Genomic DNA, 14069 nt, shown 5'->3' on the forward strand with positions numbered 1-14069 from the left:
CTTACTCGGCCACGGCCTCTTCGGCCGACGCCTCGTCGGCTGCGGCGTCCTCGGCCACTACGGGGGCGAGGGACAGCTTGCCGCGGTCGTCGATCTTGGTGATCTCGACCTGGACCTTCTGGCCCACCGACACCACGTCGTCGACGTTGTCCACGCGCTTGCCGCCGGCCAGCTTGCGCAGCTCGGAGATGTGCAGCAGGCCGTCCTTGCCCGGGGTCAGCGACACGAAGGCACCGAAGGTGGTGGTCTTCACGACCGTGCCCAGGTAGCGCTCGCCCACCTCGGGGATCTGCGGGTTGGCGATCGCGTTGACGGCGGCGCGGGCGGCTTCGGCGGCCGCACCGTCGGTCGCGCCGATCAGCACGGTGCCGTCGTCCTCGATGGAGATGTCCGCGCCGGTGTCTTCCTGGATCTGGTTGATCATCTTGCCCTTCGGGCCGATGACCTCGCCGATCTTGTCCACCGGGATCTTGACCGAGATGATCCGCGGGGCGAATTCGCTCATTTCGTCCGGCTGGTCGATCGCGGCATTGATCACGCCGAGAATGTGAAGCCGTGCCTCGCGGGCCTGCTTCAGGGCGGCGGCCAGCACGGACGCCGGGATGCCGTCGAGCTTGGTATCGAGCTGGATGGCGGTGACGAACTCCGAGGTACCGGCGACCTTGAAGTCCATGTCGCCCATGGCGTCCTCGGCACCCAGGATGTCGGTGAGCGCCGCGTAGCGGGTTTCACCGTCGACCTGGTCGGAGACAAGTCCCATGGCGATGCCGGCGACCGGGGCCTTCAGCGGCACGCCGGCGTTGAGCAGGGACAGGGTGGAGGCGCAGACCGAGCCCATGGAGGTGGAGCCGTTGGAGCTCAGCGCCTCGGAGACCTGGCGGATGGCGTACGGGAACTCTTCACGCGACGGCAGCACCGGCACCAGAGCGCGCTCGGCCAGCGCGCCGTGGCCGATTTCGCGGCGCTTGGGCGAGCCCACGCGGCCGGTCTCACCGGTGGAGTACGGCGGGAAGTTGTAGTTGTGCATGTAGCGCTTGCGCGTCACCGGCGACAGCGAATCGATCTGCTGCTCCATCTTCAGCATGTTCAGCGTGGTGACGCCCAGGATCTGGGTTTCGCCGCGCTCGAAGATGGCCGAGCCGTGGACGCGGGGCAGGACCTCGACCTCGGCGGTCAGCTTGCGGATGTCGCTCAGCCCGCGGCCGTCGATGCGCACCTGCTCGGTGAGGATGCGCTGGCGGACAACCTTCTTGGTCACGGCGTTGAAAGCCGCGGAAATTTCCTTCTCGCGACCGGCGAATTCCGCCGTCTCGGTGCCGGCCAGCTGCGCCAGGATCTCGGCCTTGAACGCGTCTGCGGCCTCGTTGCGCTGCTGCTTGTCGCCGATCGAGAAGATTTCCGTCAGCTTGGCAGCTGCGGCGGACTCCACGGCGGCGAAGGCATCGTCCTCGTAGTCCTTGAAGATCGGGAATTCGACCGTCGGCTTGGCCGCGCGGGCGGCCAGGTCGGACTGGGCCTCGCACAGCGCCCGGATGAACGGCTTGGCGGCCTCGAGGCCCTCGGCCACGACCTCTTCGGTGGGCGCGGTGGCGCCCTCTTCCTTGATCAGGTTCCAGGCGTTGTCGGTGGCTTCGGCCTCGACCATCATGATGGCGATGTCGTTGCCGGCGGCGATGCGGCCGGCCACCACCATGCTGAACACGGCGCGCTCCAGTTCGGAGTGCTTGGGGAAGGCCACCCACTGGCCGTCCACGAGCGCCACGCGGACGCCGCCGATCGGGCCGGAGAACGGCAGGCCGCTCAGCTGGGTGGACATCGAGGAGGCGTTGATCGCGACGACGTCGTACATGACGTCGGGATTGATGGCCAACACGGTCACCACTACCTGGACCTCGTTGCGCAGCCCCTTGACGAAGGCGGGGCGCAGCGGGCGGTCCATCAGGCGGCAGGCCAGGATCGCTTCGGTGGACGGGCGGCCTTCGCGGCGGAAGAACGAGCCCGGGATGCGGCCGGCGGCGTACATCCGCTCTTCCACGTCGACGGTCAGCGGGAAGAAGTCGAAGCCTTCGCGCGGGGACTTGCCCGCCGTGGTGGCGGAGAGCAGTGCGGTGTCTTCGTCGATGTAGACCATTGCCGAGCCGGCCGCCTGCTGGGCCACGCGGCCGGTTTCGAACCTGACCACGCGCTGGCCGAACCGGCCGTTGTCGATGACAGCTTCTGAGTACTGAATTTCGGGACCCTCCAAGAGAGCCACCTCCGTTTCTTCGAGTGCGGAGGCCGCCGGTATCTGCCCAAACCTGCGAGGCCGCTTCACGGCCAGCCTGCCTGTACGCCACCCGGTCTTCGATCGAGACCTACGGGCAAGCCCTTAAGGGCGTCCCGGAAGCCACTACCGAGGACCGCGAATGCCGCGATACCGAAAGTCTCCAGTTGATGTAGTTATCGGCCGACGGTCTCCCGGCGGCCGTGCTCCTGCCGCGCCGCAAACCGGCGCGGTAGGAAAAAGGCGGCTCTCCTGTCCCCGTGTCGCAGTGGACGGAAGAGCCGCCTCCGTCACTGACTAGCGGCGCAGGCCGAGGCGCTCGATGAGCGCACGGTAGCGCGTGATGTCGGTGTCACGCAGGTAGGTGAGCATGCGACGACGGCGGCCGACCAGTGCCATGAGGCCCCGGCGGGTGTGGTGGTCGTGCTTGTGCATCTTCAGGTGTTCCGTCAGGTCGGAGATGCGACGGGACAGAACAGCGATCTGAACCTCGGGAGAACCCGTGTCGCCCTCGTGCGTGGCGTATTCCTTGATGATTTCCTGCTTGAGCGCGGCGTCTAATGCCACAGTAACTCCTAGAAGTTGTGCCGTGAGGCCCGAGTCAGCACTTCGCTGCCGGGGGCTCCGCAGTCTCCGCCGGCCGCCAGAGGCTTGCCGGCAGCAGAGCACGGAGGGATACAGCCGCCACGGACCGCAGCCGAATCCATCGGCCAGTTTACCTGTTGCGGGCTTGGTCTGTCGAAAGCAGGCTTCGGGTACGCACCACGTCGTCGCGCATTTGGGCGATCAGGGCCTCGGGGCCGGTGTAGGCCACCATGCCGCGCAGGCGTTCCACGAACTCGACCACCACCTGCTGCCCGTAGAGATCGAAGTCGTCCGTGTCCTCCTGCGGCCGGTCGATGACGTGCGCCTCGACCCGGCGGCTGGCGCCCTCGAAGGTCGGATTCGAGCCCACCGAGATGGCGGCCGGCCACCTGGTGCCGTGCTGGTCCACCAGCCAGCCGGCGTAGACGCCGTCGCCGGGGATCATGCCCGTTGCATGCTTGGACAGGTTCGCGGTGGGAAAACCCAGTTCCCGGCCGCGGGCGTCGCCGTGCACGACTTCGCCGCGCATCCGGTGGGTGCGTCCGAGCACCTCCGCCGCCGTGGCGACATCCCCCGCGGCGAGGGCTTCCCGGACCCAGGACGACGAGTAGCGCCGGCCGCTGCCCGCGGCGCCGAGGTCCGCATCGGTTTCATATTCGTCGACGACCTCGACGGTGAAGCCGAACTGCCGGCCCAGTTCCTGCATGGTGTTCAGGTCGCCGGCGTTGTTCTTCCCGAACCGCGTGTCGTGGCCGATGACGACGGCGGTGGCGCCGAGGGTCTCCACGAAGACTTTGCGGACGAACTCCTCAGGGGTTTCGCCGGCCAGTTCCAGCGTGTAGGTCATCATCAGCAGCCCGTCCAGGCCGCTGGCCTCCAGCGCCTCGACCCGGTCCTGCAGTCCCATGATCAGCTGCGGGGCGGCGTCCGGCCGGTGGACCTGGGAAGGATGCGGATCGAAAGAAATCGCCACCGCCCGCGTCCCGCGGGCGGACGCGGTCTCCACCAGGCGGCGCAGCACCTGCTGGTGGCCGCGGTGGACGCCGTCGAAATTTCCCAGCGTCACCACTGACGGACCATAGCCGCGGGGTACGTCGGCCAGGTCTTTCCAGTAGTGCACAGCAAACTCCTCGTCGGTCGGGGCCTTCAGCGGGTGCGGACCCGTCGCCGGGACCCCTTCCATTATGGACGACCTTCGGAGGGCTTCGCGCCCGCCGCCGGCCGGTGCCGCCAGAGCCACCACAGGCCGATGACCGGCAGCAGCAGGGGGACGTATCCGTACCCCTGGCCGAAGCCCGACCACACCGTGTCCTGCGGCAGCAGCTGGGGATCCAGCACGCTCAGCAGCCCGACGGCCAGGACTCCCACGAGTTCGATGCTCACGGCGGCCACCGACAGCCAGTAGGAGCGGGTCCCGGACCTGGCCAATGTAACGGTCGCCAGGATGTACACGACGGCGGCGAAGGCGGACAGCAGGTAGGCCACCGGCGCTTCCGAGAACTTGGTCGCTATCTGGTAACCCGCCCGGGCGGTGGCGGAGAGCGCGAACACCCCGTAGACCGCCACCAGGAGCCGGCCGGGACCGGTGGCGCGGCCTGCGGCGGCGCTCACGTCCCGGGTATGCCTTGCCCGTTGTTGTTCCTGGCCGGGTTTCATACGGCGATCGCTCCGTCCCAAATTTGTTCCATTCTCACCAGCATGACGAATACCGTGATTCCCGCCGCCCCCAGCACCAGGTTGCTCCACCGGCTGCGGTCCATGATGGCCCACCAGAAGGCTGCTACCGGAACCAGCAAGGCGGTGATCAGGTAGCCCCAAAATTCCCAGGTTTCCCCGCTGACGGGCTCACCGGAAGCCTGTCTGATGATACCGGCCGCCCCGTAGACGAGCAGAAACAGCTCCACCGCGGCGACCGAGAGAATCGTGACGTCGTTGGGACCGTGTTTCAGGAGGGCGGCAACCACGCAGATGACCGCGGCAAGCAGGGTGACCACCGTGCCGGCGATGAAAAAACCGTCGATGATCACTGTGCGTCCGCCTCGTTTCCCGGTGCGAACACCAGCAGGGGCCTGGCTTGCGCATCGTTGTCTTCCAGCAGCGCCACCAGCGATCCGTCCGGGGCGAACGCCGCCGTCGCGCCGGGTGCTCCGGCGGCCGGGATGCGTCGGCCGTGTGATACATCGTCGGCCTCGGTGGCGCTGAGTTCCCGGACCGGGAACAGCACCCGCGCGGCCTCGTCGAGGCCCGTCATCCGCAGGTCGTCGGCCAGTTCATCCAACGTGGCTGCGTTTTCGATCCGGAACGGACCCACCCGGGTCCGGCGCAGGGCCGTCAAGTGCCCGCCGACGCCCAGCCGCTGCCCGAGATCGCGCGCCAGCGCACGGATGTAGGTTCCCGACGAGCATTCGACGGTGACGTCCACGTCCTGCACCTTCCCGCCGCGGCCGCGCCGTATGCCGTGGACCTCGAACCGGTGGATCGTGACCGGCCGGGCGGCCAACACCACGTCCTGTCCGGAGCGCACGCGCGCGTAGGACCGCTGGCCGTTGACCTTGATGGCCGAGACGCTGCTCGGTACCTGCAGGATCTCGCCGGTCAGTTCGGCGACGCCGTCCCTGATCTGCTGTTCCGTCACGGCAGCGGCGATGGTTTCCGCCGTGACGTCGCCCTCGGCGTCGTCGGTCACCGTGGACTGGCCGAGCCGGATGGTGGCGTCATACGTCTTGGGGGCGCCGACGATGTAGGTCAGCAACCGGGTGGCCTTATTGACGCCGACCACCAGCACGCCCGTGGCCATGGGGTCCAGGGTGCCGGCGTGGCCAACCTTCCGCGTTCCGGCCAGGCGGCGCATGCGGCCGACAACGTCGTGGCTGGTCCACCCCTGCGGCTTGTCGACGAGTATCAATCCGGAACGGAGCAGGCCAGAAGTCACGCCTTTCAGTATATGGCGTCCCGGGGAAACGGCCGGTCGGGGCTTAAAGCGTGCATCATTGACAGCCTCCGGGGGCTGCAATATTTTGAGCACACTGCGTGCCGTGGATGCGGCCTCCAAGGGATTTCAGCAGGCCAGCGGCACAGTCGCCTCTTCGGCATCACTTGCCCTTGTTCTCCGGCCACTCCGCCGGCCTGCGAGTCGTCCGGGGTGCCCCGCGGCTCTCTTCAGGAGCTTCATCGTGAAAAAATCATCGCTGTATCTCGCCCTTCCTTTGGCGCTCGGACTTGCGTTCGGCACCGGCCTGGCACCGTCATCGGCCCACCGGGAGAGCCCGGAGCCTCCGTCGGCGACCGTGCTGGCCGAGGGGCTGCAATCGCCGCTGAGTCTTGCGGCCGGCCGGCACGGCCTGTTTGTGACACAGAACTTCGCCGGCGTCCTGAACCGGATCAAGCGCCATGGCGATCCCGAAGTCCTGTACCGCTCCGGCGGACCCCAGGTCGCGTCCGCCTCCCTCTACAGGCACACGGTCTACTTCTCCGAGGGCACCGGTGCCGGCGGCATGGACGGGCTGCCGAACGTGCAGTGGATCAAGTCGTTGGACCTGCACGACGACGAGGCCGCGCCTCAGAAGATCGCCGACGTGGCGGCCTATGAGAAGAAGCACAACCCGGACGGCCGCGTCACCTACGGCTTCCGCCATGTGAAGGACCGGCAGTGCCTGGACAAGATTCCGGAGGGGATCCCGGCCAAATACAAGGGCAACGTCGACTCCAACGCCTATGCCACGGCCGCCAACAGGCACAGCATTTATGTCGCCGACGCCGGCGGCAACGCCATACTGAAGGTCGACAAGCACAGCAAGCGGGTCAGCACCGTAGCGGTGCTGCCGCCGGCATCCTTCCGGGTCACCGCTGCGCTGGCGGCAGGCATGGGCCTGCCGGATTGCGTGGTCGGCCAGAAGTACTATCTGGAGCCGGTGCCTACGGACGTTGAGTTTGGCCGGCACGGCTGGCTGTACGTCACCTCGCTGCCGGGCGGTCCCGAAGACGGGAGCATCGGCGCGCTCGGCCGCGTCTTCAAGGTCCATGCCCACACCGGGAAGGTCGTGCAGCTGGCGGGGGGCCTGTCCGGCGCCACCAACCTGGCGGTCAGCTCACGCGGCGACATCTACATTGCCGAGATGTTCGGCAACAAGATCTCCGTGCTGAAGAAGGGCCACGACAAGGTGCGGACGTTCTTCGAGACCACTGCCCCGGGTGCGCTGGAGATCCGCGGCGACCGGCTCTACGCCACAACCAATGCGCTCCCTGACTTCACCGGCAAGACACCTCCCGACGGCAAGGTCATCAAGATCCGGCTGCACTGATCCGCGGCTGCCGGGACCGGAAAATGGGCGGGCCACCTGCGCACAGCAGGTGGCCCGCCCTTTGGTGCAACGGCCGTCGGGCCGTGCAGCGGTCGTTGATCAGCGCGGCCCACGCCCGGGAGCAACGGCCCTGGGCCGCAGCGGGACGTCAGTGGGCGCGGAAGCCGCTATTCCGGACGCGTTCCGCGGCCGGCGTCGTCCTGGTCCTCGTCTTCGGGCTTGCGGTACGGGTCCTCTTCGCCGGCAAAGGCGGCGCCTTCGGCCAGGGCCGCGACCTCGGCGTCCTTGGCCTTCGCGGCCCGCAACAGCTCCTCCAGGTGGCTGGCGTTCACCGGAATCTCGTCCGCGACGAATTCCAGCGTGGGCGTGAGCCGGGCGGTGATGTTCCGGCCCACTTCCGCCCGCAGGACGCCCTTGGCGGACTCCAGTGCCTTGCGGGTCCCGTCCTGCTCTTCGGCGTCGCCGAACACCGTGTAGTAGACGGTGGCGTGCTGCAGGTCGTTGGTCACCCGGGCGTCCGTGATGGTCACAAATCCCAAACGGGGATCCTTGACCCTGCGCTCAAGCGCCTGGGCGACCACAACTTTGATCCGGTCGGCCATCTTGGCGGCGCGTGCTGGGTCTGCCATGACCCCTCCTCAATTCTCGTGTTGATGGCGGAACAGCGGGCGCCCGGCGGCGATGCCACCGGACGCCCGCTGCAGGCCGACTGCTAGACGCGCGGCTTTTCGCGCATTTCGAAGGTCTCGATGATGTCGCCTTCCTTGAGGTCGTTGAACGACCCAAGTCCGATGCCACATTCGAATCCTTCGCGGACCTCGGTCGCGTCGTCCTTGAACCGCTTGAGCGAGTCAACGGTGAGGTTCTCGCCGATGACCTTGCCGTCGCGGGTGACGCGCGCCTTGGTATTGCGGCGGATCGTGCCCGAGCGGACGATGGAGCCGGCGATATTCCCGAACTTGGACGAACGGAAGATCTCGCGGATTTCGGCCGTGCCCAGCTGTGCCTCTTCGTACTCCGGCTTCAGCATGCCCTTCAGCGCGAGTTCGATATCATCGATCGCCGCGTAGATGACCGAGTAGAAGCGCATGTCCACGCCCTCGCGGTCGGCCAGTTCGGCCACCCGCTCGGCCGGCTTGACGTTGAAGCCGATGATGATGGCATTGTCCACGGTGGCCAGGTTGACGTCGTTCTGCGTGATGGCACCGACACCGCGGTGGATAACGCGCAGCTGGACATCCTCGCCCACATCGATCTTGAGCAGCGAGTCTTCCAGCGCCTCCACGGCACCGGACACGTCGCCCTTGAGGATGAGGTTGAGGGTGTCGACCTTGCCCTCGGCCACGGCCTTGTCGAAGTCCTCGAGGCTGATGCGCTTGCGGCGCTTGGCCAGGGCTGCGTTGCGGTCCGCGGCTTCACGCTTCTCGGCGATCTGGCGGGCTGTGCGCTCGTCGTCGGTCACCAGGAAGGTGTCGCCGGCGCGCGGGACGGTGGACAGACCCAGCACCTGGACCGGACGCGACGGTTCGGCCTCGGTGACGGATGCGCCGTCTTCATCGAACATGGCACGGACGCGGCCGTGCGCGCTGCCGGTGACGATGGCGTCGCCCACCCGCAGCGTTCCGGACTGGACCAGCACGGTCGCCACTGCGCCGCGGCCCTTGTCCAGGTTCGCCTCGATCGCGATGCCGCGGGCGTCCTTGTTCGGGTTGGCCCGCAGGTCCAGGGCGGCGTCGGCGGTCAGCAGCACGGCCGAGAGGAGATCCTCGATGTGCAGGCCCTCGCGTGCCGAGACGTCCACGAACATGGTGTCGCCGCCGTATTCCTCCGGAACCAGGCCGTACTCGGTCAGCTGGCCGCGGATCTTCTCCGGGTTGGCGCCTTCCTTGTCGATCTTGTTCACGGCGACGACGATGGGCACGCCGGCAGCCTGCGCGTGGTTCAGCGCTTCCACGGTCTGCGGCATGACGCCGTCGTCCGCGGCCACCACCAGGATGGCGATGTCGGTGACCTTCGCGCCGCGGGCACGCATGGCGGTGAACGCCTCGTGGCCCGGGGTGTCGATGAAGGTGATCTTCCGGTCCCGGTCATCGTGCTGGAAGTCGATCTGGTAGGCGCCGATGTGCTGGGTAATGCCGCCGTGTTCGCCTTCGCCCACCCGGGTGTTGCGGATGGCGTCCAGCAGGCGGGTCTTACCGTGGTCCACGTGGCCCATGACCGTCACGACGGCGGGGCGCCGCTCGAGGTCGGCTTCGCCCTCGGCCTCGAGTTCGGCGTCGAGGTCGATGTCGAACGAGTCAAGCAGTTCGCGCTCTTCGTCCTCCGGGGAGACAACCTGGATCTTGTAGCCCAGTTCAACGCCGAGCAGCTCGAAGGTGTCCTCGTCCAGCGACTGCGTGGCGGTGGCCATCTCGCCGAGGTGGAACAGCACGGTCACCAGCGCTGCCGGATTCGCCTCGATCTTGTCGGCGAAGTCGGTGATGGAGGAGCCGCGGCGCAGCCGGACAACGGTGCTGCCGTCGCCGCGGGGTACCGAGACGCCGCCCAGCGACGGTGCGCTCATCTGCTCCAGTTCCTGGCGCTTGGCGCGCTTGGACTTGCGCTGCTTGCCGCGGCCGGCGCCTCCCTTGCCGAAGGCACCCTGGGTACCGCCGCGTCCGCGGCCGCCCTTGCCGAAACCGCCGCCGGCCGGCGCCGGTCCCCCGGCTCCGGGGCGGGCCGGAGCTCCCGGACGTCCGGGAGCGCCGCCGCCGCGGCCGGCCGGAGCCGGGCGCTCGGTGCGGTTGGGCATCATGCCCGGCGTAGGACGGGCACCGCCCGGACGCGGTGCGCCGGGACGAGGTGCGCCCGGCCGCGCGGGAGCCCCCGGACGCGGTGCAGCGCCGGGACGCGGTGCGGCAGGACGGGGACCGCCCTGACCGGCTGCCGGAGGACGCGGGCCGCCCGGACGGGGCATGCCCTGCGAGGTTGCAAAGGGGTTGTTGCCCGGACGCGGAGCACGCTCGGCGTCACGGTCGCCGCGGCCGCGGGGCATGCCCTGGGACGTGGCGAAGGGGTTGTTGCCGGGGCGCGGGCCACCGGGGCGCGGGGCACCGGGGCGGGCCGGGGCGGGACCGCCGGGGCGCGGAGCTGCCGATCCCGGCTTGGCAGCCGGTGCTTCTGCACGCTGCGGCGCCGCTTCCGCTGCCGGAGCTGCCGGAGCGGCAGGAGCCGGTGCCGGTGCCGGTGCTGCCGGGGCGGCAGGCGACGGCTTGGCGGCCTCCGCGGCCGGAGCCGGGGCGGCCGGAGCGCTGGGAGCGGGCTTCGCTCCCGGCTTGGGCGCTGCTGCCTTGGGTGCTGTCTTGGGGGCCGCCTGCTCCCCCTTCGGGGCGGCGGCGGGGAACGCGTCGCGAAGCTTCTTCACGACGGGTGCCTCAATGGTCGATGACGCTGAGCGGACGAATTCGCCCAGCTCCTGCAGTTTGGATACTGCATCTTTCGAGGTAATACCGAGCTCTTTTGCGAGCTCGTGTACGCGGACCTTGGCCACATTTCTCCTGTCTCGGTCCGCACGAGGCAGGTCTGCCGGGCACGAACCGTCTAATTCTTGCTGCGGCTTTCAGCAGAATGGGCTGAAAGGCCGCGGGCGGAGCACAATGAAGTACTCATCACTTGGCACTCATCGGGTTTCCATCAGTTTTCTGACCCGCTTTCAGGTTGGACGGTTGGGGTGACGGGGCCGGCCGCGGTGGCCGCCTCGTCGTCAGCACGGAACTGGTCTGCAACAGTGCTGCTGTCAACAGTGGCCCGGAAGGCCCTGCCGAAGGCATGCCGTTTCAAAGCCAGTTCCATGCAATCCGGTCCGCGGTGCATCCAGGCACCGCGTCCAGGCCTGCGGCGGCCCGGATCGACGACGACGGTGGGAACACCGTCGACTTCTTCGACTGCCAGCCGCAGCAGAACGGCCTGGTCTTCCCGGCGCCGGCAGCCTATGCAGGTCCGCTGGGGCGGCGTGGCCGCCTGGGCGTGCGCCTGCAAGGGCTTTTGACTGTCGGGAAACCCGGCCATGGATATTCTACCGCTTCCAGTGCCCGGCCAACGAACCGGGCGTGTTGCAGGCCCGAAACCGGGCGTGGTTTTTGCTTCTTGCGCGCTATTGGGCCATGGCCGCGTCGGACACGATGTCGATCCGCCAGCCCGTCAGTTTTGCCGCAAGCCGGGCGTTTTGCCCTTCCTTGCCGATCGCCAGCGACAGCTGGTAATCCGGCACCACGACCCGGGCGGAACGCGTCTCCGGGTCGGTGATGGTCACGGAGCTGACCCGCGACGGCGAGAGCGCGCTGGCGATGAACGTCGCCGGATCCTCGCTGAAGTCGACGATGTCGATCTTTTCGTCGTGCAGCTCGGTCATGACGGCCCGCACGCGGGAACCCATTTCGCCGATGCAGGCACCCTTGGCGTTGAGTCCGGGCACGTTGGCCTTGACGGCGATCTTCGTCCGGTGGCCGGCCTCCCGCGCCAGGGCAACAATCTCCACGCTCTTGTCCGCGATCTCGGGTACTTCCAGTTCGAAGAGCTTGCGCACCAGGCCGGGATGGGAACGGGACAGGGTGATCGAGGGGCCCTTCATGCCGCGGTGGACGTCCACCACATAGGCGCGCAGGCGCGTGCCGTGCACGTAGCTCTCCCCCGGGACCTGTTCGGGCGGCGGCAGCAGCGCCTCCACCGTGCCAAGGTCCACCTGGACCATGTGGGGGTTGTGCCCCTGCTGGATCAAGCCGGACACCAGCTCCCCCTCCTTGCCGCGGAAGGCGCCCAAGACGTTGTCGTCCTCGGCGTCGCGCAGCCGCTGGAGGATGATCTGGCGTGCCGTGCTGGCCGCGATCCGGCCGAATCCGCTGGGCGTGTCGTCAAACTCGCCGATCACGGTGCCGTCGTCGTCCACTTCGGCCGCCCAGATGGTGACGTGGCCGCTCTTGCGGTCCAGTTCGGCCCGGGCCTGGTCGATGGAACCGGGGGACTTGTGATAGGCCACCAGCAGGGCCTGCTCGATCGTGGGGATCAGCAGGTCCAGCGGAATTTCGCGTTCGCGCTCCAGCAGCCGCAGGGCGCTCATATCGATATCCATCTCAGGCCTCCTCCTCGTTCTCCAGCTCGCCGTCGGCGGCGGCAATCGTGTCGTCGTCTACCGGGGCGAACTCCACTTCGACCTTGCCGGAGCGGATGTTCGTAAAGTCCAGGTGGACCGGTTCGCCGGGACGGGGCTTCATGCCCTTCTTCGGCGCTTCTTCCGGCCGCACGGTCACGCCGGCCTCGCCGACCTCCAGCAGGCGGCCGGCAACGTCGTCGCCGGCGACCAGCTTGACCTTGACCAGCCGGCCCACGTTCCGGCGCCAGTGGCGCAGCTGGGTGAGCGGCCGGCTGAGCCCCGGCGAGGATACCTCCAGGCTGTAGGCGCGGCCGTCGTCGCGCGGATCCTCATCCAGCGTCTTGGAGAGGGCCTGCGACACCTCGGCGATGGCATCGAGCCCTACGCCGCCGGTCTGGTCCTCGGGCAGGTCCACGACGACGTGGACGATGCGCTGTGATCCGGCGTGGCGGATTTCCACATCCTCGAGGAACAACTCGTGCGCGGCCACGGACGGTTCCAGCAGCTCTTTCAGGCGTGCGGCCTCCGCGGACGTGTCGGTACCGGATGTCCCTCCGGTAGTGGGCACGCCGCTGTGATCGCGCCGCTGGGCCATACTGCCTCCCTGTTTCGGTAAGTCTCGCTTCTAGACTAGCGACTTTACCGTCACCGGTGGCCTCCCGGCGGCCAGTTCCCGGCCTACGCCGGTGCAGCGGACGCCGAAGCCGTGACATCATCTTCAGTTGTGGGATCTACTTCAAGGCGCCGCGGCGGCAACCAGGCCGCGCCATCCCGGGCGTGGCGCCGGGCGCCGCTGCTGTTGCTCACCGCGGCGATCGTGGTCAGCACCGGCACCGTGGTGGCGAGCATCACCGAACCCGCCCCGCCCCCCAGCACCACCGAGCAAGCCCGCCTCGACGCTCTGGCCGGCCTGGAGAACCTGGCCTCGGCCTTCGAGGAACACGACGACGACGGCGCCTCCCCCACCGCCGACCTGCTCCGGACCCAGGCGGACCTGCTGCGGCTGACCACGTCGTGGCCGTCCGGGTCCCCTGCCGCGCCGGACACCGCGGCCCCGTCGTCCCCCGCCGGCTTGGCCGGCAGCCCGCCCCCGGCCGCAAGGCCACCCGGTCCCGGGGAGCTGGCCGGGCTGGCCGGCGACCTGCTGGCCGACGCCCAGGAGACGGACCCGGGGCTGGCCCGGCTGCTGGCCTCGATCGGCTCCGCGGTGTTCGCCCAGGCGCAGGTTTTGGCCGGCGGTTCGGAAGTGGCTGCGCCGTGGGAAGCCCCGGAGATACCGCCCGCCTCCCCCGGCTGCGCCGCCCCTTCCGCTCCGGCCGGGGACGTGACACGGTCGACGACGCCCGGCGCGCCGACGACGGAGGAGGCCTTGGCCGCCGTCGTCCGCAGCCACGAGCGCCTGGCCTACGCCTATGAAACGGTGCTGCCGCGCCTCGCGGGCGCCGAACGCGCGGTCGCCGCCGAGCGCCTCGCGGCGCATGCCGGCGCCGCCGGGGACTGGCGGGCGGTGGCGGCGGCCGAATGCCTGGCCCTGCCGCTGCCGGAGCCGGCGTATGCCCTGGGCAGCGACTTCGCGGCCGATCCGCTGCCGGCGCTGCAGGGCGCCGAGGAGGCTTCCCTCCGGCCGCTGGCCGACCTGGTCGCGCTCAGCAGCGGGAGGGTGCGGGAGCACGCGGTGTCCGGCCTCGCCACCGCCACGGCGGACCTGGCGGCCTCGACCGGCGTCGTGCCGCCCGCCCCGGGACTGGACGACGAACTGCTGGCCGCGCCCGCCACCGGCTCGTGACGAGGG

13 protein-coding genes are annotated in these 14069 nt (G+C 68.8%); 2 read left to right on the plus strand and 11 right to left on the minus strand.

Translation table 11 applies throughout. The features are described 5' to 3' along the window. Position 1 precedes the first annotated feature (1 nt). From AC5RTY_RS12750 to truB, 6 genes are all read right to left on the minus strand, one after another. Positions 2 to 2245, minus strand: a complete 2244-nt coding sequence (locus tag AC5RTY_RS12750; protein ID WP_494023859.1) for a polyribonucleotide nucleotidyltransferase — start codon at positions 2243 to 2245, stop codon at positions 2 to 4. 315 nt (positions 2246 to 2560) lie between these two features. Then, on the minus strand, positions 2561 to 2830 hold the full coding sequence (rpsO, locus tag AC5RTY_RS12755) for a 30S ribosomal protein S15 (RefSeq protein ID WP_494002421.1): 270 nt from the start codon (positions 2828 to 2830) through the stop codon (positions 2561 to 2563). A 148-nt stretch (positions 2831 to 2978) separates the two neighbouring features. Further along, positions 2979 to 3968, minus strand: coding sequence for a bifunctional riboflavin kinase/FAD synthetase (locus AC5RTY_RS12760; RefSeq protein WP_494002536.1), 990 nt, complete (start codon positions 3966 to 3968; stop codon positions 2979 to 2981). A gap of 62 nt (positions 3969 to 4030) precedes the next feature. Beyond that, positions 4031 to 4504, minus strand: a complete 474-nt coding sequence (locus tag AC5RTY_RS12765; protein WP_494002422.1) for a hypothetical protein — start codon at positions 4502 to 4504, stop codon at positions 4031 to 4033. Beyond that, on the minus strand, positions 4501 to 4869 hold the full coding sequence (locus AC5RTY_RS12770) for a hypothetical protein (RefSeq protein WP_494014384.1): 369 nt from the start codon (positions 4867 to 4869) through the stop codon (positions 4501 to 4503). The genes AC5RTY_RS12765 and AC5RTY_RS12770 overlap by 4 nt, the downstream gene beginning before the upstream one ends. Before the next feature lie 2 nt (positions 4870 to 4871). After that, positions 4872 to 5780 carry a tRNA pseudouridine(55) synthase TruB gene (gene truB, locus AC5RTY_RS12775; RefSeq protein ID WP_494074801.1) on the minus strand — a complete coding sequence of 303 codons (909 nt, stop codon included), beginning with the start codon at positions 5778 to 5780 and terminating at the stop codon, positions 4872 to 4874. Between the two features lie 241 nt (positions 5781 to 6021). Between truB and AC5RTY_RS12780 the strand changes: the two genes are divergently transcribed. Beyond that, on the plus strand, positions 6022 to 7149 hold the full coding sequence (locus tag AC5RTY_RS12780; RefSeq protein ID WP_494074800.1) for a ScyD/ScyE family protein: 1128 nt from the start codon (positions 6022 to 6024) through the stop codon (positions 7147 to 7149). Positions 7150 to 7316: 167 nt separating this feature from the next. Here the strand turns inward: AC5RTY_RS12780 and rbfA are convergent, their stop codons facing one another. The 5 genes from rbfA to rimP all read right to left on the minus strand — a co-directional run bounded on the left by rbfA (position 7317) and on the right by rimP (position 12872). After that, positions 7317 to 7778 carry a 30S ribosome-binding factor RbfA gene (gene rbfA, locus AC5RTY_RS12785; protein WP_494074799.1) on the minus strand — a complete coding sequence of 154 codons (462 nt, stop codon included), beginning with the start codon at positions 7776 to 7778 and terminating at the stop codon, positions 7317 to 7319. Between the two features lie 83 nt (positions 7779 to 7861). Beyond that, entirely contained in the window at positions 7862 to 10678 is a 2817-nt protein-coding gene (gene infB, locus AC5RTY_RS12790; RefSeq protein WP_494109962.1) for a translation initiation factor IF-2, read from the minus strand. A gap of 143 nt (positions 10679 to 10821) precedes the next feature. Beyond that, positions 10822 to 11196: a YlxR family protein gene (locus tag AC5RTY_RS12795; RefSeq protein WP_494002427.1), complete on the minus strand. Its 375-nt coding sequence runs from the start codon at positions 11194 to 11196 to the stop codon at positions 10822 to 10824. 85 nt (positions 11197 to 11281) lie between these two features. Further along, a complete protein-coding gene (gene nusA / locus AC5RTY_RS12800; RefSeq protein WP_494014189.1) occupies positions 11282 to 12256 on the minus strand; it encodes a transcription termination factor NusA in 975 nt (324 codons plus the stop codon). A 1-nt stretch (position 12257) separates the two neighbouring features. Further along, positions 12258 to 12872: a ribosome maturation factor RimP gene (gene rimP, locus AC5RTY_RS12805; protein ID WP_494014190.1), complete on the minus strand. Its 615-nt coding sequence runs from the start codon at positions 12870 to 12872 to the stop codon at positions 12258 to 12260. A 129-nt stretch (positions 12873 to 13001) separates the two neighbouring features. Between rimP and AC5RTY_RS12810 the strand changes: the two genes are divergently transcribed. Beyond that, positions 13002 to 14063, plus strand: a complete 1062-nt coding sequence (locus tag AC5RTY_RS12810) for a DUF4439 domain-containing protein (RefSeq protein WP_494026370.1) — start codon at positions 13002 to 13004, stop codon at positions 14061 to 14063. The last annotated feature ends 6 nt before the right edge of the window (positions 14064 to 14069 follow it).

The sequence above is a fragment of the Arthrobacter sp. Y3224055 genome (genome assembly GCF_059090825.1).